Source organism: Edaphobacter aggregans DSM 19364 (assembly GCF_000745965.1).
GTDB lineage: Bacteria > Acidobacteriota > Terriglobia > Terriglobales > Acidobacteriaceae > Edaphobacter > Edaphobacter aggregans.
Genome location: NZ_JQKI01000021.1, coordinates 39809 through 62133 on the forward strand (window position 1 = coordinate 39809; position 22325 = coordinate 62133).

21 protein-coding genes are annotated in these 22325 nt (G+C 60.2%); 9 read left to right on the forward strand and 12 right to left on the reverse strand.

All coding sequences use genetic code 11. From position 1 onward, the window contains the following. Nucleotides 1–19 precede the first annotated feature (19 nt). Entirely contained in the window at nt 20–2821 is a 2802-nt protein-coding gene (locus tag Q363_RS10845; RefSeq protein ID WP_035350008.1) for an ATP-dependent helicase, read from the reverse strand. Between the two features lie 218 nt (nt 2822–3039). Here Q363_RS10845 and Q363_RS10850 point away from each other — a divergent pair, with 218 nt between their 5' ends. Beyond that, entirely contained in the window at nt 3040–3375 is a 336-nt protein-coding gene (locus tag Q363_RS10850) for a hypothetical protein (protein ID WP_035350011.1), read from the forward strand. A 148-nt stretch (nt 3376–3523) separates the two neighbouring features. After that, nucleotides 3524–4081 carry an LOG family protein gene (locus Q363_RS10855; protein WP_245632156.1) on the forward strand — a complete coding sequence of 186 codons (558 nt, stop codon included), beginning with the start codon at nt 3524–3526 and terminating at the stop codon, nt 4079–4081. Here Q363_RS10855 and Q363_RS10860 read toward each other — a convergent pair. The 5 genes from Q363_RS10860 to Q363_RS10880 are packed head-to-tail and all read right to left on the reverse strand — an operon-like array spanning nt 4078 to nt 8250. Beyond that, nucleotides 4078–4509, reverse strand: coding sequence for a gamma-butyrobetaine hydroxylase family protein (locus tag Q363_RS10860; RefSeq protein ID WP_035350013.1), 432 nt, complete (start codon nt 4507–4509; stop codon nt 4078–4080). The two genes, Q363_RS10855 and Q363_RS10860, sit on opposite strands and share 4 nt — an antisense overlap. Further along, nucleotides 4506–4805 (reverse strand): SemiSWEET transporter, encoded by a 300-nt coding sequence (locus tag Q363_RS10865; RefSeq protein ID WP_245632157.1) that lies wholly within the window; start codon nt 4803–4805, stop codon nt 4506–4508. Before Q363_RS10865 ends, Q363_RS10860 begins: the two co-directional genes overlap by 4 nt. Then, entirely contained in the window at nt 4802–5581 is a 780-nt protein-coding gene (locus Q363_RS10870) for a sulfite exporter TauE/SafE family protein (protein ID WP_035350015.1), read from the reverse strand. Before Q363_RS10870 ends, Q363_RS10865 begins: the two co-directional genes overlap by 4 nt. 34 nt (nt 5582–5615) lie before the next feature. Then, entirely contained in the window at nt 5616–6374 is a 759-nt protein-coding gene (locus Q363_RS10875; protein WP_035350018.1) for an ATP-binding cassette domain-containing protein, read from the reverse strand. A gap of 10 nt (nt 6375–6384) precedes the next feature. Then, a complete protein-coding gene (locus Q363_RS10880; protein WP_035350020.1) occupies nt 6385–8250 on the reverse strand; it encodes an amidase in 1866 nt (621 codons plus the stop codon). A 425-nt stretch (nt 8251–8675) separates the two neighbouring features. On the opposite strand from Q363_RS10880, the gene Q363_RS10885 reads away from it, so the two are divergent. After that, entirely contained in the window at nt 8676–9167 is a 492-nt protein-coding gene (locus Q363_RS10885) for a DUF4136 domain-containing protein (RefSeq protein WP_245632158.1), read from the forward strand. A gap of 361 nt (nt 9168–9528) precedes the next feature. After that, nucleotides 9529–10149 carry a PEP-CTERM sorting domain-containing protein gene (locus Q363_RS10890; RefSeq protein ID WP_051978646.1) on the forward strand — a complete coding sequence of 207 codons (621 nt, stop codon included), beginning with the start codon at nt 9529–9531 and terminating at the stop codon, nt 10147–10149. 95 nt (nt 10150–10244) lie between these two features. On the opposite strand, the gene gyrB is transcribed toward Q363_RS10890, so the two are convergent. Next, nucleotides 10245–12890 carry a DNA topoisomerase (ATP-hydrolyzing) subunit B gene (gene gyrB, locus Q363_RS10895; RefSeq protein WP_035350023.1) on the reverse strand — a complete coding sequence of 882 codons (2646 nt, stop codon included), beginning with the start codon at nt 12888–12890 and terminating at the stop codon, nt 10245–10247. Nucleotides 12891–13369: 479 nt separating this feature from the next. On the opposite strand from gyrB, the gene Q363_RS42740 reads away from it, so the two are divergent. The 5 genes from Q363_RS42740 (at nt 13370) to Q363_RS10920 (ending at nt 17198) form a co-directional block, all read left to right on the forward strand. Further along, complete coding sequence (locus Q363_RS42740) at nt 13370–13705, forward strand: hypothetical protein (protein WP_035350025.1); 336 nt, start codon at nt 13370–13372, stop codon at nt 13703–13705. A gap of 470 nt (nt 13706–14175) precedes the next feature. Next, nucleotides 14176–14373 (forward strand): 50S ribosomal protein L35, encoded by a 198-nt coding sequence (gene rpmI, locus Q363_RS10905; protein WP_035350027.1) that lies wholly within the window; start codon nt 14176–14178, stop codon nt 14371–14373. Between the two features lie 179 nt (nt 14374–14552). Then, the gene (gene rplT, locus Q363_RS10910) at nt 14553–14936 is read left to right on the forward strand and encodes a 50S ribosomal protein L20 (protein WP_035350029.1); all 384 of its coding nucleotides are present in this window, start codon (nt 14553–14555) and stop codon (nt 14934–14936) included. Nucleotides 14937–15030: 94 nt separating this feature from the next. Then, nucleotides 15031–16419 carry an FAD-binding oxidoreductase gene (locus tag Q363_RS10915; RefSeq protein WP_035350032.1) on the forward strand — a complete coding sequence of 463 codons (1389 nt, stop codon included), beginning with the start codon at nt 15031–15033 and terminating at the stop codon, nt 16417–16419. After that, nucleotides 16416–17198 (forward strand): SDR family oxidoreductase, encoded by a 783-nt coding sequence (locus tag Q363_RS10920; RefSeq protein WP_051978647.1) that lies wholly within the window; start codon nt 16416–16418, stop codon nt 17196–17198. The genes Q363_RS10915 and Q363_RS10920 overlap by 4 nt, the downstream gene beginning before the upstream one ends. Before the next feature lie 19 nt (nt 17199–17217). Here Q363_RS10920 and Q363_RS10925 read toward each other — a convergent pair whose 3' ends face one another. From Q363_RS10925 to Q363_RS10945, 5 genes are all read right to left on the reverse strand, one after another. Further along, on the reverse strand, nt 17218–18237 hold the full coding sequence (locus Q363_RS10925) for a transglutaminase family protein (protein ID WP_035350035.1): 1020 nt from the start codon (nt 18235–18237) through the stop codon (nt 17218–17220). A gap of 14 nt (nt 18238–18251) precedes the next feature. Beyond that, nucleotides 18252–19208: an alpha-E domain-containing protein gene (locus Q363_RS10930; RefSeq protein WP_035350037.1), complete on the reverse strand. Its 957-nt coding sequence runs from the start codon at nt 19206–19208 to the stop codon at nt 18252–18254. Between the two features lie 11 nt (nt 19209–19219). After that, nucleotides 19220–20686, reverse strand: coding sequence for a circularly permuted type 2 ATP-grasp protein (locus Q363_RS10935; RefSeq protein WP_035350040.1), 1467 nt, complete (start codon nt 20684–20686; stop codon nt 19220–19222). A 71-nt stretch (nt 20687–20757) separates the two neighbouring features. After that, nucleotides 20758–21393: a cysteine dioxygenase gene (locus tag Q363_RS10940; protein ID WP_035350043.1), complete on the reverse strand. Its 636-nt coding sequence runs from the start codon at nt 21391–21393 to the stop codon at nt 20758–20760. Between the two features lie 113 nt (nt 21394–21506). Further along, nucleotides 21507–22259: an SDR family NAD(P)-dependent oxidoreductase gene (locus tag Q363_RS10945; protein ID WP_035350046.1), complete on the reverse strand. Its 753-nt coding sequence runs from the start codon at nt 22257–22259 to the stop codon at nt 21507–21509. Nucleotides 22260–22325: the final 66 nt, after the last annotated feature.

Consider the following 22325-nt stretch of genomic DNA (forward strand, 5'->3'; position numbering starts at 1 on the left):
AAAGAATTTTTCGGGAAACCTAGAGGCGCTCCAGCTGGGCAAACTTCTCCACCAGCTTCTTCACGCCATGCTGTTGAAATTGTACTGTAATCTTCGCGTCATCCCCATCGCCTTCGCGACGAAACACCGTTCCTTCGCCGTATTTCGGATGCCGGACCCTCGTCCCCTGCTTCAGGCCGGTCTTGCCCGTCGGCTCCTCGATCTCCATCTTCGGCCGCGCAGGTTTTGCTCCTGGCTTCTGCCCGCGCCCCGCAAAAAAGCTCGCAATGTTGTCCAGCGAGCCCGAGCCCCCTGTTTTGCCTCCGCCAGAACGAAAACGTGACGCCGCATACGAGGACACTGGACGCTCGCCGCTCTGGTTTTCGTCTTCATAGCTCCAGTGTTGCTCTCCGGCCTCCTGCTCGCCGCGGCCAAAGCGGTTCGCCTTCGGATAGGGCGTCGCATACAGCCCGCTGTAGTCTCCGGAGAACTGCGGTCGCGCTGGCGGGCTCCCCAGGTCCTCCACCAGTCGCGACGGAACCTCCTCCAGAAACCGCGAAGCCACGCTCGCCTCCGGAGCATCGTTCCCATAGCGCCGGCGATAGCGCGCCCGTGTCATCACCAGCGTGTCCATCGCACGTGTCATCCCCACATAGCAGAGCCGCCGCTCCTCCTCCAGACCCGTCGGGTCCATCATCGTCCGCGCGCTCGGAAACAAACCCTCTTCCATGCCCGCAAGGAACACCAGCGGAAACTCCAGCCCCTTGGCCGCGTGCAGCGTCATCAGCGTCACCTTCGCCTCCGCTGAGTACTGATCCGCATCGCTCGCCAGCGCAGCATGGTCCAAAAACTCATCCAGCGTCTCACCGCGCTCTTCGGCATCCTGCGCAGCGTTCGCCAGTTCCTTCAGGTTCTCAATCCGCGAAAAGCTCTCCGGCGTCCCCTCATCCTCAAGCGCACGAATATATCCGCTGCGATCGTTCAAAAACTTGATCAACTCCGGCAGCGTAGCCCTGTCTCCCGGCTTCCGAAACGCTGCCCGTTCCTTAGGCGAGGTGTTCCCTCCAGGCGTGTCATCCTGAGCGGAGCGCAGCGGAGTCGAAGGATCTGCGGTCCTCTTGGAGCTCGCCTCCTTCAGCACCACCGGAGCGAACGGATTGAAGCTCGCCGCCGCAAACCCATGCGCCTCATCCGAATCCTTCGCATTCTCCGGCGCAATCGTCGAGATCTCCTCACTCAGCCCGAAGTCAAAGCTGAAATTAAAACTCGTGTCGAACGGAGCATCCTCATCCGCCCCATCCTCGACCGGCACGGCATCTGCCTCGGCCTCAGGCTCGCCGCCAAACTCCGATACATCGAACGATGCATCGCCGCTCTCGGCCTCGCGCACATCCTCGGTCAGCTTCTCGGCGAACCCAGCCCCAAGCATCGCGCGAGCATCTTCAATCAGCCTGCGGAACCCCTCCAGCGCATTCAGGGTCCGCTGCGGAAGCAGCCGGTCCTCCATCGCGCGAGCCATCGTGTCCCACGTGCTCATGCCCGAACTCAGCGCCATCCGCTCGAGCGTCTCCATCGTCGTCTTGCCGATCCCGCGCGCCGGCGAATTAATCACACGCTGCAGCGCAATCGAGTCATGCGGATTCTGCACCAGCTTCAAATAGCTCAACAGGTCCTTCACCTCAGCGCGATCGTAGAAGCTGAACCCTCCCACCATGTGGTACTGGATCTGATACCGCCGCAGCGCCTCTTCCACCAGTCGCGACTGTGAGTTCGTCCTGTACAGCACCGCGCACCGCGGCTCGTCGTTCTGCTGCCCAGCGTCCCGCAGATACTGCTTGATGCGGTCCGCGATAAACAGCGCCTCGTTCTCGCCGTCCGGAGCCTCGTAGTACCCGATCAGCGAGCCGCCCTCGCGCGAGGTCCACAGATTCTTTCCCTTGCGCTGCGTATTCTGCGCCACCACCGCGCTCGCACCCTCCAGAATCACCTGAGACGAACGATAGTTCTGCTCCAGCCGAATCGTCGTCGCGCCCGGAAAGTCCTTCTCGAAATCGAGGATGTTCTTGATGTCCGCGCCGCGCCAGCTATAGATCGACTGGTCTTCATCGCCCACCACGCAGATGTTCTTCTCCGGTCCCGCGAGCAGCTTCATCAGCTCGTATTGCGGACGATTCGTGTCCTGGTACTCGTCGATCATCACGTAGCGATACCGCCGGTTATATCTCTCCCGCACCTCAGGCGCAGACTTCAGCAGCCGCACCGTCTCCAGCAGCAGATCGTCGAAGTCCATCGCATTCGCCTTCGCCATCTCCTTGCGATAGATCTCGAAGATGTGCGCTATCTTCTCCTCCAGCGGATTAGTCGAGGCAAGAAAGTACTCCTGCGGATCGATCATGTGGTTCTTCGCCCAGCTGATCCGTCCCAGCGCCACTCTCGGCTTCAGGCTCTTGTCATCGATCCCCAGACGCTTCAGCGCCATCTTCACCACAGCCTGCTGGTCCTGCTCGTCATAGATCGCGAAGCTCTTCGTCAGCCCCACCCCGCCAACGCGTAGCGCTTCGATATCGCGTCGCAGCACGCGCACGCAAAAACTGTGGAAGGTCGAAAGCGTCGGCTTCGTCAGCGACGTGTGGCCAAGAATCTTTTCCACACGCTCTTCCATCTCCTTCGCCGCTTTATTGGTGAACGTCACTGCGAGAATTCCGTCCGCAGGCACACCACGCTCTTCTATCAGGTACGCGATGCGATGCGTGATCACCCGCGTCTTGCCGCTGCCCGCACCCGCAAGCAGCAGCACCGGCCCATCCACCGTGCGAATCCCCTCCTGCTGCTGAGGATTCATATTCTCTAAAAGACGACTCAATCTGATACACGCTCCAATTTCAATTTTAACCTTCGCGACACATTCTCATCGCCTCGTCACCGTTTCCCCACAATTCGTCACATTGCAACATCTTCGGGAACTTTCATGAGTCCAATGCGTATCGACATCGACGGGCTTTCTGAACCATGGCAGACAAGCCCATCGTTTGTAAACGCAGCACCACTGGGAGCTAAACAATGAAATACCGCAATCTTCTTGCAGTCACTGTCGTCGCATCTTCACTGCTCGCCTCGCCCGTCTCCTATGCCGCGACCGCCGTTCACTCGCCGGTCAATGCCATGTTCGGCAAGACCAAGACGGTCAAACTCACCCTGCTCAACGACTCCAACTCGCCCGTGGAAGTAAAGGCCGGTGAGGAAGTCGTAAAACTCGATGCCGGCAAGCCGGTCACGCTAAATCTCCAGCCCGGAACCCGCGTCGTCTACCACTCTGCTACCGAAACGCAGCAGGCCGGCTCGCTCATCGCCGAGGTCTCGACCTCGCTCAACGGAGCCACGATCCACATCAAATAAATCAGAGCGCCCAAAGAGCGCACGCAACTCCCCGTCTGGCTTCTGAGGCGGCGCCCCGCATCAGGGACATCGCCTCAGAAGCCGCAACTTCGCAGTCATTGCCCTCTCATTCACATTCCTCATAACGCGGCTTGATATCCTCAGATTCGTGATCTCAAACGTCGCCATCTTCTGCGCCTCAGCCAACGGTACCAACCCCATCTATCGCGAGACCGCCGTCGAACTCGGTCGCATGCTCGCGCAGCAAAACATCGGCATCATCTACGGCGGAGCCAACGTCGGCCTCATGCAGGCCCTCGCCGAGAGTTCGCTCGCCGCAGGCGGTCGCGTCGTCGGCGTCATCCCCGAAGTCCTCGTCAACCTCGAAGTCGCCCACCACGGCATCACCGAGCTGCACGTCACCAGCACCATGCACACCCGCAAGGCGATGATGGGCGATCTCGCCGACGCTTTCCTCATCCTTCCCGGAGGCTTCGGAACCTTCGAGGAGATGTTCGAGGTTCTCGCCTGGCAGACTCTCAAGATCCACCAGAAGCCCATCGTCCTGATCAACATCAACGGCTTCTACGACAAGCTCCTCGACTTCCTCGACCACTGCGTCGCCGAAGGCCTGCTCAAGCAGCGCAACCGCGAGGTCCTTCTCGTCGCGAACTCCGTCGAAGACGCGCTGGCGCAGCTTGACGCGTACGCCGGATCAAGCCGCTAGCCCTTGCCCCCACACGCCTCGCACTGGCACACCCGCCGCAGATACTCCCACGAGTAAATGCCGCTCTCGTGCCCGTCCGTCCACTTGAACTTCACCGCATACTTGCCCATCGGAGTCACCTCCGCCGGCCGCACCGGCGCCTCGTACATCGGCAGCAGCGCCTGCGCCTTTGGCTTCGCCTCGCCCGGCTTTCGTCCGCTCTGCTCGCGCTCTTCATGGCACGTCGCACACGGACAGGCGTTTCTGAGCCACGCGAAGCTCCACTCGCTCCTGTGGCCGTCCTTCCAGTCGATCTCGACTCCCGTGCCCTCTGTCTTATGCACCCGAACCTTCGCCGGAGTCGCCGCCTCCACCGGAAGCCTCTGCTCCGTCGCAGCCTCGCGCGTCGCCTGCTCCGCATTCACAAACCGAATCCCTTCGTGGCTCATACTCCCACTTCCTTCTCAAGCGCCCCGCGGCCGTATCGCAACTTCAACACCAGAATGCTCACCGACAGTACAAGCGTCACTAAATTAGATGCGATCACCGGCTTCGACCCCGTATAGATCCCATACAGCAGCCACAGCGCCACTCCCACCGAGAACAGCAGAAACGTCCCCAGCGAGATATCGCGCGCCGACCGCAGCTTCACCACGCGCAGCAACTGCGGCACAAACGCCGTCGTCGTGCAGAACGCCGCCACGAACCCAATCAGCTCCACCTCATGCCCACCCAGATGCATCATCTGTACCTCCAGAAGAAGTAGCCCGCCACGGCGCACCCGGTCACCACCACAATCGCCCGCAGCACATTCGCGTTCATTCGCCGTGCGTACTGCGCTCCCACATAACCGCCCACGCCGGCAAATACCATCGAGATCACACAGTAGCGCCACACCACCGCGCCGCTCACGATAAACGTCAGCACGGCGCACAGATTCGAGAGGCACGCGGCCAGCACCTTCAGCGAGTTCAGCGCGTGCATCTCCTCCACCCCAAACAGCGCCAGCGCCGTCATGATCAGAAATCCCGCTCCCGCGCCGAAGTAGCCAATGTAGAAGCACACTGGCAGCAGCACCAGGAACAGCGGCACGAGCGCCGGCGTGTGCGCCTCATGAGGCGTCGCCGATCGCTGCCGCAGCCACCGCGACACCGGGCCGCTCAACCCGAACAGCAGGGAAGCGACCAGCAGCAGCCAGGGCACCATATGCAGAAACGTAAGTTGCCGCGTATTCAGCAGAACCACCGCGCCGCTCACTCCGCCCAGCACGGACGCGCCGCACACCACCGGCAACAGGTCGCGCCGCAGGTCATCCCGCAGCGCCGCCACCGAAGTCAGCTGACCCGGCCACAGCGCAACCGTGTTCGTTGCGTTTGCCTGAATTGGCAAGACACCCACGGCGAGCATCGCCGGGAACGAAATAAACGAGCCGCCTCCCGCCATCGCATTCATGACGCCCGCGATCAGCGAAGCTGCGACCAGCCAGACAGAATGCAGATACGCGTTAAATTCCGAGATCATCCATCTTCTATTGTATCGACACTCCCGCAGCCGCTCAGACAATACGCATCTCCGGCGTCGCAGCAATCAACTCTCGCGTATACGCCTCCTGTGGCGAGCCGCACACGTCCTCGCACGCTCCCAGCTCCACCAGACACCCCCTCCGCATCACCGCCACGCGGTCGCAGAGATAGCGCACCAGAGGCATCGAGTGAGAGATGAACAGATATGTCAGTCCATGCCGCCGCTGCAACTCGCGCAGCAGGTTCACTACCTGAGCCCCCACGCTCACATCCAGCGCGCTCACCGGCTCATCCAGCACCACGAACTCAGGCCGCAGCGCCAGCGCCCGCGCAATGTTGATCCTCTGCCGCTGACCTCCGCTGAACTCATGCGGATACCGCTCAAGCGCGCTCGCGTCCAGCCCCACCTCGCCCAGCATCTCCGCCAGCCGCTCCCGCGGGCACCGCTCGCGGTGAATCGCAAACGGCTCCGCCAGAATCTCCCGCACGCGCATCCGTGGATTCAGCGCCGCATACGGATCCTGAAACACGATCTGCATCCGCCGACGCATCGCCCGCAGCTTGCCTGCACTCCCCCCAAGCACATCCCGCCCGTCGAACATCACCTCGCCCGCGGCCGGCTCAACCAGCCGCAGCAACATCCGCGCCACCGTGCTCTTGCCCGAGCCTGACTCCCCAACCAGCCCCAGGGTCTCCCCACGCTCAATCGTGAACGACACATCATCCACAACGCGCACCCCCGCGCCATACTCCTTCACCAACCCACGCGCCTCAACCAACGTACTCACCATCGCACTTCCACTAATCACTAACCACTGCCGTCGGATGCATCCGATGAAATCCCGTCGCCTCCTGGTAAGCCCGCGCAAACGCGGCCAGCCGCGCATCCGAGTACAACCCTCCCAGAAACGTCAGCGACACCGGAGTCCCCGGCCCGCCTGTGTTTTGGCGGTCGCCGTCTCCCTCATGGTCCGGCTTCGGAGCATCCTCCCCGCGCACGCCATTCGGCACAATCACCGCAGGATTTCCCGTCAGGTTCGTCCCGGAAAGCTGCGCCCCATTGCTCGGCGTCACCAAAACATCCACCTCGCTGAACAGCTTCGCCATCGCCTCCATCGCCAGCGTCCGCGCCCTCTGCGCCTGCACATAGTCCACCGCAGAATAAAACCGTGCCTTTCGAAACGAGTTAGGCCAGTCGAAGCTCTGCTGCCCCGTCAGCAACCCATCGCGCCCGCTCAGCGTCAACTCGTCAAACGCCGCCGCGGCCTCTGCACCCAGTACCGGAGTGATATCGCCAAAGTGATACCCCTTCGGCATTTTCACATCGATCAGGTTCACACCCATCTTCCTTAGCGCGTCCAGCGCCGCCTGCCCATACTTCACGTCGTACATCTGCCGCGCAAAGTCCCTCTTCTGCTCATCGTTCGCATCCTTCGGAGCCTCCGGCGGATCGAACTCGCTCTTCAGATAGCCCACCCGCAACTTCTTCCAATCGAGCTCCGCATCCCAGTTGAACGCCGCGTCCTTCACGCTTCGATCGTGGCCATCCGGCCCGTAGATCGCGCTCATCACCAGCGCGCAGTCCTCCACACTCCGGCAGATCGGCCCGATCTTGTCCATCGTCCAACTCAGCGCCATCGCACCTGTACGCGGAACAAACCCAAACGTAGGCCGCAGCCCCGTCACGCCGCACCGCGTACTCGGTGACGAGATCGACCCCAGCGTCTCCGTCCCGATCGCAAACCCTACGCATCCCGCACTTACCGCGCTCGCGCTCCCCGCCGAAGACCCGCTCGACCCCTGCTTCGCATTCCACGGATTCCTCGTCCGCGCTCCGAACCACAGATCGCCCTGCGCCAGCGCGCCCATCGTCAGCTTCGCCACCAGCACCGCACCGACTGCATCCAGCCTCTCCACCACCGTTGCGTCATAGTCGAACGTCTGCTCTTCGAATCCAGCCGCGCCCCACGTCGTGCGACACCCCTTCACCGCCAGCAGGTCCTTTGCTCCCCACGGAATCCCATGCAGCGGTCCACGATACTTTCCTGCCGCAATCCCCCTATCCGCATCCGCCGCCTGCTTCAACGCCCGCTCTTCGGTCAGCGTAATCACAAAGTGCAACCGCGGATCGCACCGCTTCAGCCGAGCCAGATACATCTTCGTCAGCTCCACCGAGCTGACCTTCCTCGTCTTCACCAGCTCCGCCAGCTCGCGCACCGTCGCAAACGCCAGCGCATCCTCTCCGCTGCTCGCAAGCGACCTCACATCAGGAGCTTTGCTCATCCTCATGGGCTTGCGCTCCGTATCCAGCTTCATACCCGCCGGAACGGGATCGAAGACAAACGCCGGAGCCACGCTGTTCGGAATCTTCATGCTCCGGATCACCAACACCGACTCACGCTGCTGCTTCAGGCCGTCGAGAACCATCTTCTTCTGCTCATCCGTCAGCTTCACCGCTGCAATCGCCGCCGCCGCATCGATCATCTCCGTTGTAATCGCAGCCAGGTGATCGTGATCCACCCCTGCACCCTCCGTCTTGTCTTGAGTCGAACCCGCCTGCGCCGCCATCCCCCACAGCACCCCGGGCAACAGCGTTTGCCCCAGACCCACTGCCGAACACACGACCAGAAACTGCCGCCGATCCACCCGCCCAGATTGTTCGCTCATCCCAAAATTATTGCATTGCGCCCGCGCCCAGTCCGCACGTGGGCCAATTCTCACCTGTGAAAGAACGGCCCTGGTGGAAGTTTTCGAACTTTCCAAGTTTCGGATGTCACCTTCGAGTCCTGCTCGCCACCCTTTTAAGGTCTAAAAAGTAAAGTGACTTCCCGCGAAGTCACGGGGCCGCCGATGTCGATTGCAGAACCGCTGTAGGTAGTTTGCATGCCAAACCGTAGCGAAATAATCCACATTCGTACTAACTCTGCTATATTTACCGCCACCGCAATTTGTGATCCATGCAGCGAGTTTCTGATCATCCCGGATCTCAGTCAAGTGAGATTGTCCACACGAAAGGAGCCAAAGAGATGCGTATATCAAGGAATACCTTCGCAAAGGTAGGAATGGGCCTCATTTTGACTTTCGTGACATGCATGGCGATGTCCGCTCAGGACGTGACAAGCAACGCCATGCCTGGAACGGATTTCTCGAAATATCACACCTATAAATGGATAGCCATTGAGGGAGCAAGTCATCCCAACCAGATTGTCGATGCCCAGATCAAGGAGGCCGTCGATTCACAATTGGCTACCAAAGGCCTCACCAAAACCACTGGCGACAAAGCCGACCTCTATATCGGATATCAGACTTCCGTCGATCAACAAAAAGAGTGGAACGCGTACAGCATGGGTGGTGGTCCCCGATGGGGTGGGATGGGAATGGGTGGGATGGCAACGGCAACCAGCTCAACCATTGACATCGGAACTATCGTGTTGGATATGTACGACCCGTCGCCCAAACAACTGGTTTGGACGGGACGCGCAACCAAAACCCTTGATCCCAGCAATAACCAGGAAAAGAACCAGAAGAATCTCGACAAGGCTATGCAAAAGCTGCTGAAGAATTTTCCTCCAAAATCGAAGTAGTGGTCGTCTTCTTACGCTCTCCCGTCACCAAACAAACGGCTGGACCCCATAAGGTCCAGCCGTTTCAGTTGTCGACCCCCGAAGTGCTCTATTTCTGTTCGTCACTAAGGCTGGTCGCCAGCTTCGGGGGGCCGAAAACCCTCAAATATCGCCCCCGCTTGGGAAGGAAAACATGCGCCCGGTCGAGGGTAAATCTCTTCCTTTTTTCCCTTGATTGAGTGCAACGTCCTGCATATTCCCCAAGTCGACGATTACCTAGTCCGTTGCAATCAGGTGACTTGAGTAACACTCCCATTGGTACTCGAAGTGCACTATCTCCGGTGTACGTGTGCGCTTCGTGCGAGTGATTCACAGGAGAGCTATGCGCTACCTATCCGTCATTCTTGCCTTGACATCGTTCTCTGCCAGCGTCCCGGCTGTGGCTGACACTATCTCGTATGGCAGCACGGGCAGTATCGCCCCAACCAGCTTGCTGACCGCCAATGTCACAGGCGATATCATCGGTTACTTCATCGGTCAGCGGGCCGACCATACAAGTGTCATCCGCATGGTCGATGTAACCAGCGGATACACAAGCGGTTACTTCTTCAACAATCACGCCGCGGCTGCCGGAACCATCGCGAACTTCGGTTCCGTCTCCGCCGGAGATGTTCTGGCCTTCGAACTCTCCAACTTCAACTCCGGATTCCTCTTCGGAACCGATCCTTCACACAGTCCTGATGGAATCAACCACAGTTACACCGCCGCGTTCGGAGGCGGCACACTGAATGGCGTCTCCGGCCTTCCCGCTGGAACCTATGTCGGCATGGAAGATCTTTTCAACGGCGGCGACCTGGACTATGACGACAACAACTTCCTCTTCACCAACGTAGGCACGACCACCCAAACCGCCAACACACCGGAGCCCGAAACCCTTGTGTTGCTCGGCACCGGTATCCTTGGCGTCGCCACCCTCCTTCGCCGCCGCCTCCACGGCCGCTAGGCCTCTTCACAGACAAACAAAACAGACAAAACAAAGGGCTGGGCCATCGTTCACTGGCCCAGCCCTTTTTCCTTCACACTCCTGCGACGACCTGCTTAGATGTCCAGGTTCTTCACATCCAAAGCATTCTCTTCGATGAACTTGCGCCGGCTCTCCACGTCTTCGCCCATCAGCGTCGTAAAGATCTCTTCGCACGCCGCCAGGTCTTCCAGCTTCACCTGCAGCAGCGTCCTGCGGTCCGGATCCATCGTCGTCTCCCACAGCTGAGGAGCCGTCATCTCGCCCAGGCCCTTGTACCGCTGCACCTGGTACTCCTTGCGGCCCTGTTCGATCACATACTCGAAGACCTCGCGAGCCGTCTTCTTCTCCACCGGATCCTGGTTCGCCTTCGCCGGCCGCTTGCCCGGCTTCGCCTCCAGAGCCGTACCCGGAGCCGCAGCCGTCTCAGCCACGCCCTCCTCTGATGCGACCTCCTCAGCCTCGTCCGCCGCATCCGCCTTCGCACCCTTCGCCGCATACTCGATCACAAACGGCCCAGTCAGCTGTTCCTTGATCTGCGCATGCTTGCCCAGCATCTGCCGGCTCTCCGGAGCCGACGCCAGCGTCCAGTCGATCGTCCTTACCGCACCCTGCGCGTCCGTAAAGTTCACCGAGTACATCTTGTGCTCCTCGTCGAACTCCACGTCGCCCACATGCTTGAACTGGTACGTCTTCGCCACCGCGTCCAGCTTCGCCTTCATCGCCTTCAGCTTCTCCGGCGACTCGAAGTCCGCGCGCTTTGCCGGCTCCTTGCCCTCATGGGCAAACAAGTCGGCAAACTCGCGCATCACCTCTTCGTTCCTCAGACGCTTCTGCGCCTTGTCGAAGAACTCGAGGTAGTCCTTCAACTGCCCCATGAACTTCGTAAGCGATGCGCCTTCCAGCTTTGCTCCGCCGTCGCCATAACGAATCACCATGCCGTCCGACGCGCGCTTCACCATCACGCTCACATACTCGCGGTCGTCCTTGATGTACTGCTCAAACTTGCCCTTCTTGATGCGATACAGTGGCGGCTGCGCGATATACACGTGCCCGCGCTTGATCAGCTCCGTCATGTGCCGGAAGAAGAACGTCAGCAGCAGCGTGCGGATGTGCGAACCGTCCACGTCGGCATCCGTCATCAGAATCAGCTTGCCGTAGCGCAGCTTCGTCGCGTCGAAGTCCTCCTTGCCGATGCCACAGCCCAGCGCCGTGATCATTGCACGAATTTCTTCGTGGCCCAGCATCTTGTCGTACCGGGCCTTCTCGACGTTGAGAATCTTACCCTTCAGCGGCAGAATCGCCTGGAACTTCCGGTCGCGCCCCTGCTTCGCCGTTCCGCCTGCGCTCTCACCCTCGACCAGATAAAGCTCGCAACGATCCGGCTCCCTCTCCGAGCAGTCCGCCAGTTTGCCCGGCAGTCCTCCGCCATCCAGCGCACCCTTGCGCCGCGTCAGGTCCCGCGCCTTGCGCGCAGCCTCACGAGCACGCGCCGCGTCGATCGCCTTGTTGATGATCTTCTTCGCAACCGAAGGATTCTGCTCCAGGAACGCGCCCAGCCGCTCGTTCACAAACGCCTGCACCGTGCCTGCAATGTCCGAGTTCAGCTTGCCCTTCGTCTGTCCTTCAAATTGCGGCTGCGACAGCTTTACGCTGATCACGGCAACGAGACCCTCGCGAACGTCGTCGCCCGAAAGGTTCTCCTTCACGTCCTTGAACAGGCCCATCTGCTGGCCCGCCCAGTTGATCGTCCGCGTCAGCGCCGCGCGGAAGCCCTGCAGGTGAGTTCCGCCGTCAACCGTATTGATGTTGTTGGCAAAGGTGAAGATCGTCTCCGAGTACGCATCGTTGTACTGCAGCGCAATCTCCATGGCCACGTTGTCACGCTCGGCCTCCATGTAGATCGGCTTCTCGTGCAGTACCTGCTTGCCCTTATTCAGGTGCTTGATGAACTCCGCGATGCCGCCAACATACTTGAACTCCTGGTGCCGGCTCTCACCCGTCTTCGCATCCGTCGTGCGCTCGTCCGTCAGGTGGATCTCCAGGCCCTTGTTCAGGAACGCCAGCTCACGCAGCCTCTGCGCCAGCGTGTCGTAGTTGTACTCCGTCACCGTGAAGATCGTCTTGTCCGGAAGGAAGTGAACCTTGGTTCCGCGCTTCGTGCTCGGACCCATCTTGCGCAGCTTGCTCGTCGGATCGCCCTTGGCGTAGTCCTGCGTCCAGGCGAAGCCGTCGCGCCAAACCTCGACGTCGAACTCCTCGCTCAGAGCGTTCACGCAGCTCACACCCACGCCGTGCAGACCGCCCGAAACCTTGTAGTTCGACGAGTCGAACTTGCCCCCCGCGTGCAGGATCGTCAGAACCACCTGCACCGCCGGCATCGTCTTCCCGTTCACGGTCTTGTCGCCCACGGGGATACCGCGACCGTCGTCGGTCACCGTAATCGAGTTGTCAACATGGATCGTCACATCGATCCGCGTCGCAAACCCCGCCAACGCCTCGTCCACCGAGTTGTCCACCACCTCATACACCAGGTGGTGCAGTCCCATCTCGCCCGTCGAGCCGATATACATCGCAGGCCGCTTCCTCACCGCAGCCAGGCCCTCGAGAACAGTAATGTTCTCGGCCGAATAGCTGCCCGGCGCCTGCTTCGGTTCCGTGCTATTCGCCGTCTTCTCGTCCTGCAAAAGTTCTGTTCCGGTGGGGACTGCCGTGGTTGCCATGTAGCTCCTGAAAGTGCTCGCAAAACCCTCCGGGAACCCGCGGCCCGATTCGGGAAAAGCCGCGTCAATCAAGCACTTTACACAGGTTCAACCGGGATTTTTTGTAACTTAAGTATAACACGCGCAGGGGCTGCCCCAAGCCGCGAAAGACACTTCAAAACACGCAGTATCCGGCTGGATTCCGGGCACACTATGTGTCAGTTCCCGTGGTAGCTCTGATTGCTAAACTCCCTGAAATCAGGTGGCGCGCTCCAGACTCGACGTCATCTCGACCGAAGCGAAGCGGAGTGGAGAGACCCTGTATTTTTCGACTCTCCAGAGCTCATCGTCTTCCAAGCTTCGCCACAGCAACCCACCCTCCAAACTCCCACCCTCCCCAGACGCATCTTCTCCTCCATCTGCCCTCTAAGTCCTTGCACCTAAAGTTGTAATGATTCCTCACCCACCCGTTGCTATCTTGATTCCCCAGAGGTGAAGCAATGAAGCTGAATCGTCTTTTGATGGCATCTGCACTCTGTCTTTCCTTGGTGGCCTCCCCCTCTGCCTTTGCTTCCGAGCATAGCGGCGGCGGTTGGTTTTCCTCCTTTTTTCACCACGACGACCACAGCAGCGATACCGGTCCCGATCACACCAACACGAAGCGCCAGTGCGACCAGAACGGCCAGAACTCCGGCCAAGGCAACAACTGCGATCGCGGCCGCGGTAACGGCGGTGGCTACTGCGGAACTGGTGGCAGCACTGGTGGCGGCTCCACCTCTGGCGGTGGAACCTCGTCCGGCGGCAGCTCGAGCGGCGGCGGAATAATCTACAAATAACGAACCACAGCAAACCAAGCTGCCCAATGCAGGGCATACCATCCATGGCCTCGGCAGACTCCCGCCGGGGCCCTCACCTTTTACCCCAAATTCGCGCTGTCAAGCCCCTGTTTTGCGTAACTAACACAAAAACAAGCACATACACTTCAAAAAATCTGCCGATCCATTTCTCCCATTGCGATACACTGGAAGTAATAAGAAAAATCGGGGCCGCGCGGACAGTTCAAAGCCCGGAATCCATCTTGAATGAATAGTTTACGATCAAACTTCTCGTAAATCAGGACTCTACCGCCTCTTGCCCGGCGAAGTACCAGACCAAGTATCGTAAATAGAATACTTTGCGCAATTATGGGGGAGGGGAGGGGCAGGGGAGCCGGTACCGGTCCCGGCTGCTGAAACCCTCCGCTTCCGGACCGATTTCATGTATACTCAAAAGGTTGTCGAAACACGAGCAACCAGTCAGGAACACAATGCCAAAGTTGAAGACACACTCAGGCGCGGCCAAGCGCTTCAAGAAGACCGGCACGGGCAAGTTCAAGCGTGGCCAGTCCAAGATGCGCCACATCCTCACCTCCAAGAAGACCAAGACCAAGCGCCACCTGCGCTCGATCACCCTGGTCTCCGAGGCGGATTCGGCCAAAGTCGCCCGCATGATCCCCTACGCCTGAGGTTAGGCAAGGGACACAGGTTTTCAGATCGAGTCGCTGGAGACAGCAAAGGGCCGGCAAGAGCGTAAAGGCCCCTGGAGTGAGCGTAGCGAACTCCACCGAGATCTGAAGTAGCAAGCGAGTGAAGAGGCAAGCCTTACCTCCAGCCGCTAAACGTAGTACGCAAAAGGAGAATCACCATGCCCCGTGTAAAACGGAGTACAAAGCGCAGCGACCGCCGCAAAAAGATCCTCAAGCGCGCGAGTGGCTACTTCCTCACCAAATCCAAGCTCTACCAGGCAGCCCAGGAAGCCGTCGAGCGCTCCCTGATGTTCGCCTACACCGGACGCAAGCAGAAGAAGCGCCAGTTCCGCTCCCTCTGGATCGTCCGCATCGGTGCCGCCGCCAAGCTGAACGGCATGAGCTACTCGACCTTCATCGACGGCCTCAAGAAGGCCGGCAACGGCCTCGATCGCAAGATCCTCGCCGACATCGCCGCCAACGACGCAGCCGGCTTCACCGCACTCGCCGAGCATGCCAAGGTCGCCCTCGCCGCCGCGAAGTCCGCCAAGGCAGCAGCGTAAACACGACACAAACGCATCCAAAGAAGCGCGGCGAAAGCCGTGCTTCTTCTTTTTATCCACTGCGTTTGAACGTCAAGGGAAGTATCCTCTAACCATGCCGCCCGCCGAAGCCCAAGAAGCCCAGAAGAGCCTCCGCTACGACTCCGGCAACTCGAACCCCGCATCCGCGAGCTTCGAATCCTGGGGACGTTACCCCACCTACGCAGCCAAAGTCATTCCGCTGCACTGGCAGAGTGACTTTCCCGCCGTCGCGCGCGACCTGCACAACGGCATCCTCCCGGTAGGCCTCGGCCGGAGCTATGGTGACGTCTGCCTGCTCAAGGACGGCAACCTGATCGCGACCCCGGCGATGAACCGCCTCATAGCCTTCGATCCTGAGACCGGCCTGCTCACCGCCGAAGCCGGCATCTCGCTCGCGCAGATCCTCGACTTTGCCGTCCCCCGAGGCTTCTTCCTCCCCGTAACCCCGGGCACGAAGTATGTCACCCTCGGCGGAGCGATCGCCAACGACATCCACGGCAAGAACCACCACGTCGCCGGAACCTTCGGCCGCCACGTCACCCAGTTCGAGTTGGTCCGCACCGACGGCACCGTCCTCCACTGCTCGCCATCAGAAAATCGCGAGTTCTACTCCGCGACCATCGGGGGCCTCGGCCTCACCGGCCTCATCCGCTGGGCGACGCTTCAACTCAAGCCCATTGTCTCCCGCCTCATCGACTACGAAGGAATCCAGTTCCACGGCATCGACGAGTTCCTCGCCCTCACCGAGGCCAGCAAGGAGATCGAGTACACCGTAAGCTGGGTCGACTGCACCTCCACCGGAAAAAACTTCTGCCGCGGAATCTTCATGCAGGGCGACCACTCGACCAAGCGCGCCGAACTGAAGCCCTCGCCCGAGCCGAAGCTCGTCTTCCCCTTCGACGCCCCCGGCTTCGCCCTGAACCACTTGAGCGTCGCGGCCTTCAACACGCTCTACTTCCACAAGCAGATGAGCAAGCGCCAGGTCGCGCTTCACGACTACGAGCCCTTCTTCTACCCTCTGGACAAGGTCCTGCACTGGAACCGCATGTACGGCAAGCGCGGCCTGCTTCAGTTCCAATACGTCATCCCGTGGAACAACGCCCGCGAAGGCACCGTAGCGATCCTCAAAGAGGTCGCCAAGTCCGGCCTGGCCAGCTTCCTCGCCGTTCTCAAAGCCTTCGGCGACGCTCCCTCGCCCGGCCTGATGAGCTTCCCCAAGCCCGGCATCACGCTCGCGCTCGACTTTCCCATCAAGCCTGACAAGAGCTTCCCCCTCTTTGAGCGCCTCGCCGACATGACGCTCGAATTTGGTGGAAGGCTCTATCCAGCCAAAGACGCAGCAATGACCGCCCTGCACTTTCAGGCCTTCTATCCCGAATGGAAGCAACTGGCTCGTTTCCGCGACCCAATGATCACCTCGAGCTTCTGGGAGCGCGTCACCGGAGACCAACCGCATCTATGACTCAAACCGCAATCGCAGTGAATGGAGCGGCGAACGCAGCTCCGCGCAAGATTCTCGTCCTCGGGGCGACCTCCGGGATCGCCGAAGCAACGTGCCGCATCTGGGCCTCGCGCGGTGATAGCCTGTTTCTCGTCGCCCGCAACCCAGAGAAGCTCGCCGCCGTCGCCGCCGATCTCCGCGCTCGTGGCGCCAGCTTCGTCGAAACAGCGGTCGCCGATCTCGACGACACTGACGCGCATCCTGCTTTGCTGGCCCACGCAGTCAACTCGCTCGCAGGCCTCGATGTCGCTTATCTTGCCCACGGCGTTCTCGGTGATCAGACACGTGCCGAGCAGGACTTCAACACTGCGGCGCACATCCTCTACACCAACCTGATGGCACCGGTCTCACTCCTCACCTGGCTGGCGAACTTTTTCGTCCAGCGGCACGCCGGAACCATCGCGGTGCTCTCCTCGGTCGCGGGCGATCGAGGACGCAAGTCAAACTACGTCTACGGCTCCTCGAAGGCCGGCCTCTCGGCGTTCCTCGCTGGACTGCGCAATCGCGTGGATCGCGAGGGCGTTACCGTCCTGACGATCAAGCCCGGACCGACGAAGACCGCGATGACCTCAGGGATGAAGGGCTCGGAGAAGTTCGCCGACGTGAACGCTGTCGCGAAGTCCATCGTCGCCGCCATCGACAAGCGCGTCGACAATCTCTACGTTCCGTTTCAGTGGCAGCCGATCATGTTCGTCATCCGCCACATCCCGGAGCGGGTCTTTAAGAAGTTGAACCTTTAAATCTCCAGAGAACGCAGGTCTAAATTTCTAACGAGCGCAGGTCGACGCGCCTTCGGATCTGTTGCTGCTGCGCCATCTGCTGCTGGCGCGTTGTCTGCGGCTGCTCAGGCAGCTGCGTCGCCTTCTCCACCAGTATCGACCAGTCCTCCGGCACTGGAAGCTCCTGATCGAGCCCTGTCGTCGCCTCGCTCGGGGTCACGCGAACCGCTACGGTCAGCTCGCTGCCTGCCTGGCCCCGAAACATGCCGCGTGTTGGGGGAACATCGGCATAATCGCGGCCGATGGCCGTACGGATGTGACGGTCTCGCGCGAGCAGCCAGTTGGTGGGATCGAATCCGACCCAGCCAAGCTGCGGCAAAAATGCCTCGACCCAGGCGTGCGTGGCCGAGTGCAGCGAGCGATCGTGGTCATGCGCTCCGTGAAACAGGTAGCCGCTGACATAGCGACAGGGAATCCGCAGCTTCGAACGCACGAGCGCGGTCATGATGTGAGCAAAGTCCTGGCAGACGCCGGCTTTGGTGCTGAGGGCCAGATCGATCGACGAGTCGACCTTGGTGGACTTCGGCTTGTAGTCGAAGTGCTCGTAGATCTGCTGGTTCAACTGGTGCAGCACCATCAGCGGATCGTCATGGCGGCGAACGTCAAGCTCCGTCGCCAGCGATTCCAGCGCGTCAGTCGGCTGAGCGAACTCGCTCGGCAAAAGCATCTCCCAGTAATCGCCCTGCTCCACCATTGCATCCAACTCGGCCCATGCATCCGGGGCGAGGAAAGACGGAATATGCGCCGGGGGCATGACTTCGACGACCGATTCCGCGACGATCACAAGTTGCGGGTGCTGGCCGGGAATATCGAAGTGATGCACGTGGTTGGCAAGGTGATCGCGATAGCTGAAGACGCGGCAGCGCGGGCTGACCGAGAGATGAAAGGTGAGGCAGCGCTGCGTCTGGTCGCTGCGCGGATGCATCCGCGTCTCCATCATGCTCTCGCTTACCGGATCGCTGTAGAGGAACTTCGTGAGATGTCGAATCGAGTAGTACATTCCGAAAGTCCCTTCTAGCCCGCCAGTGCAGTCTGAACCGAGTAGTCGACGTAAAGCTCGTAGATCATGCGATGAATCTCGCGGCACTGCGCCTGAATATTGCGGAGCGCGGCGACGACGTCCTGGCGCAGGATGTCGTCGATGCTGCTGAAGCTGAGCTGGGCGCTCAGGCGTCCAGAGAGGCGATGCAACGGCTCGGCGCGGCTTTTTCCACTCTCACGCTGGATCGCCTCCAGCGCGCATTGCATGCTGTCGATCGCGAATCGCAGGGAGTGAGGAAACTGCTCGTCCAGCAGCAGGAACTCGAGGATCTGGTTTGGCGTAAGGTCCGCGGTGTAGACCTTGCAGTAGGCCTCGAAGGCGGTGGCAGAGCGCAGCAGTCCCATCCATTCCAGGTACTCGCTGCCCTCCGGAAGCCGTTCGGGGTGAACCCAGAGATCGTCGTGATAGGCCTCTATCAGCATGGCAGTGGCCGTGGCGCGCTCGATGAACCGTCCCACCTGAATAAACTGCCATCCTTCGCCGTGGCTCATCGTGGAATCGGTGATGCCCTGGAACTGATGAATGGAATCCATCACCATCTGCAGGAACTCGGTGGATTCCATCTCAGCTGCGATCTCCGGCTTCGTGACCTGGAGATAGAGCGAGTTGAGCCTGTGCCACTGCTCGGTGGAGATCTGCTCGCGGACGTGCCGCGAATTCTCGCGGGCGGCGACGATGCAACGCACGATCGACGCATGAACGTTCGTATCGAAGGAGAGCATCCGCGTAAGGGTGTCAGGGTCGTCGGTCCATTCCACGTCGCGCGGATTGCCAAGCGCTCGCAGAACCCGCAGCCAGCGATGCTCCGAACTGGTGGAGCTCTCGTCGAGCATCAGGTTCAGGTTCACATCCAGCAGACGAGCCGTGTGCTCGGCGCGCTCGAGGTAACGGCTCATCCAGTACAGGCTATCGGCGACGCGGGACAGCATCGGCATCTCCCTCACTGGCTCAGCACCCATGTGTCTTTGCTTCCGCCTCCCTGCGACGAGTTGACGACCAGCGATCCTCGCTCGAGCGCGACGCGGGTCAGGCCGCCGGGAACGACGGTGACGCGGTCGCCGTAGAGAACGTAGGGGCGAAGGTCGACGTGTCGCGGCTCCAGCGAGTCCTCGATCAGGCAGGGAGCGCGGGAGAACGAGATCGTCGGCTGGGCGATGTAGTTGCGCGGATCGGCTTCGATCCTCGCGGCGAACTCCTCGCGCTGCGCAGCGGTGGACTGCGGCCCGATCAGCATGCCGTAACCGCCGCTCTCACCAACGGCTTTGACGACCAGTTTGTCGAGGTTTGCGATCGTATGCTGCCGCTCACTTGGGCGTGTCATCAGATAGGTCTCGACGTTCTTGAGCACAGGCTCTTCGGCGAGGTAGTAGCGGATGATGTCGGGCACGTAAGCGTAGAGAGCCTTGTCGTCGGCGACTCCAGTTCCGAAGGCGTTGGCAAGCGTGACGTTGCCGGCGCGATAAGCGTTGAAGAGTCCCGCGACGCCGAGCATCGAATCCGGGCGGAAGGCGAGCGGATCGATGAAGTCGTCGTCGACGCGGCGGTAGATGACGTCGACGCGGCGAAGACCGCTGGTCGTCCGCATGTAGACGATGTTGTCGTGAACGACGAGGTCGCGGCCTTCCACCAGCTCGATTCCCATCTGACGGGCGAGATAGGCGTGCTCGAAGTAGGCGGAGTTGAAGACTCCGGGCGAGAGCAGAACGATGTTCGGCTCGGGACGTCCTTCGGGGGCAAGAGAGCGCAGTGTTCCCAGCAGCAGCTGCGTGTACTGCTCGATGGGCCGGACGTTGTAGCTGCGGAAGAGCTGAGGAAAGATGCGCTTCATCACGCGGCGGTTGGTCAGCATGTAGCTGACTCCGCTGGGGACGCGAAGGTTGTCCTCGAGGACGACGAACTCGCCGTTTTCGAAGCGGATAAGGTCGGTTCCGCAGATGGCGATGTAGATGTTGCGCGGCACCTGCAAGCCGATCATCTGGCGGCGATACTGGCGGCAGCTGAAGACGATCTCGCGCGGGACGACGCCGTCGCGCAGGATGCGGCCTTCGTTGTAGATGTCTTTGAGGAAGAGGTTCAGCGCGGTGATACGCTGCGTGAGTCCGGACTCAACCTTCTCCCACTCCGCGGCGGTGATGATGCGCGGTAGAAGATCGTAGGGGAAGATCTTCTCGGTTCCTTCTTGGCGACCGTAGACGGTAAACGTGATGCCCTGGTTGAGGAAGCTGAGGTCTGCGGCCTGCTTTCTGCGTTGCAGCTCGTCGGCTGGAAGCGAGGAGATGTGTCCGAAGAGCAGCTCGTAGTGACGGTGAAGCTCGCCTTCCGCGATGAACATCTCGTCGTAGGCATAGTCCAGCAGATAGCTTTTGAGTGACGTCTGCGCGAACTGCATGGACTGGTTTTGGGCCATGGAAGAACCTTGAGTATAGCGACAGCCCTGCGGCGGGCCAAAACATATTCTGCTGCGGACGGGGCAGCAAATTACTTTTCCAGCCTGTGGCCTTCTTTGCTGAAGTAGCTCAGCTGACGTCGATAGCAGCGCTGGTGCTCGAGGTCGAAGGCAATGCAGGAGTCGAAGGGCTTGGAGTAGACGTGCAGGCTAATGCAGCCGGTCGTTCCAGCGTTTTCGATCTGATGTATGGTTTGGAGCTTGTCGACTGTAACCATGCCGCTTCCTTCGACGCAGCTGAGGGTGCGGACCTTGTCGATCTGAAGCTCGGTGGCTCCGCCGAGGCAGTCAATGTTGACGACGTTCTGGTTTTCAGGAGCGTTGCAGCGGGTGTGATGGTACTCGTGGGTGAGGACTTCTCCCTGCGAGATGGTCATCCAGCCGAGCTGGCCGTTGTGGGTGTGGATGGCAGTCTTCTGGCCGGGCGACCAGCAGATGGTCATCACCTCGAAGAGTTCGTCGCGGTAGATCAGATTGCGGGTGTAGAAGCTGTCGCGCCACCAGACGTAGTCGTGAAGGGCTTCGCGGCGCAACGTGGTTGCAGCCATGTATGCGGCGATCCGTTCCTTGGTGATGAGATCCCGCTCCAGGTCTTTTAGTCCCGCTACGAAGTCCGCTACTCCGGTCCGTAGCGGGTGAGTACAATCGGCAACGCCTGTGGTCGTCATGGTCAAACTCCCTGCGCGAATAGATCTCGACGCGCAGTCTCTATTATCCACCTCCCCGGACGACGAAACTCAAGGAAAATAGTCGCGCCGCCAAGGGGAGGCTCTTAGAGGTACTACATCCGAAATCCGCCTGCCGCGACCACAATCTGTCCTGTGATCCATCCTGAATCGTCGGAGGCGAAGAAGACAGCAGCCTTCGCGATGTCGTCGGGATGGGCGATCCTTCCCAGAGGTGTTCCTGCCTCGACGTACTTGCGTTCCGCGCTCTCGGCGAGCCCGGCAGCGCGGTAGCCTTCGGTATCCACCATGCCCGGATTCAACGAGTTGACTCGGATCTTTTTGGGTCCAAGCTCCTTGGATAGCGAGACAGTGATTGCGTCCACGGCCGCTTTGGTTGCGCTGTAGACGGAGCCCATTGGCGCAGGCATTGGGCCCACAATGGAGCCGATGTTCAGGATGGTTCCTCCTTCAGGCGGGAAGTGCTTCACGGCTTCCTGAGTCGTCAGAAGGAGTCCGAGCACATTCAGGTCGAACTGTTTGTGAAAGTGCTCCGGTGTGATCGCGTCCAGTGGTCCGAACTCGTAGATGCCGGCGTTATTGATCAGGATATCGACCTTGCCGTAAGCGGCCACGGTCTCCTGAAAGAGCCTTTTGATATCTTCCGGCTTTGCGACGTTTCCCTGTACTGCAGTGGCTTTACCGCCGTTGCCTTTGATGTTGTCCACGACGGCGTCGGCGCCTGCTTTGCTGCTGCTGTAGTTGACGACTACGGAAGCGCCATCCGCGGCCAGATGTTCGGCGATTGACGCTCCGATGCCCTTGGAAGCGCCGGTGACGACTGCCACTTTCCCGTTCAGATTGCTCATTGTCTTACCTCCGCGATGTCTGATTGTGATCAACGGGGTACAGCGACGAGATGACGAGAACGAAAA